General features: G+C 66.6%; 1 pseudogene. It reads right to left on the reverse strand.

What is annotated here, in order from left to right:
* Positions 1 to 320, reverse strand: a pseudogene (locus EN852_RS37985) (hypothetical protein); the annotation flags it as partial.

A 320-nucleotide genomic window follows, 5' to 3' on the forward strand; every position in this document is an offset into this window, starting at 1 on the left:
GGCGGCATAGGTCGACTTGTTGCCGGCCGGATCGGAGCTCACCGTCGAATAGGTGTTCTCGCCGTCGGTCAGCACGATGACGATCTTGTCGTTGCCGCGTTCGGTCTCCTGCCGTCCCTCGGTGAAGGGCGAGGCGCTCGAGACGCTGCGCCAGCCCCAGGCCATGCCTTCCGGCACATTGGTGGCGCCGACATCGACCATGGCGTCGATCGCGTTTTTGACCGTGGTGGCGCCGGCCGAGGTGGAGACATCGGTCAGCGGCGTGATGGCGGTCGTGCTGCAACTGGTGTTCGGCCCGGCATTGGAGCCGTAGGCAGGGG

The organism is Mesorhizobium sp. M2E.F.Ca.ET.209.01.1.1 (genome assembly GCF_004010375.2).
Taxonomy (GTDB): Bacteria; Pseudomonadota; Alphaproteobacteria; order Rhizobiales; family Rhizobiaceae; genus Mesorhizobium.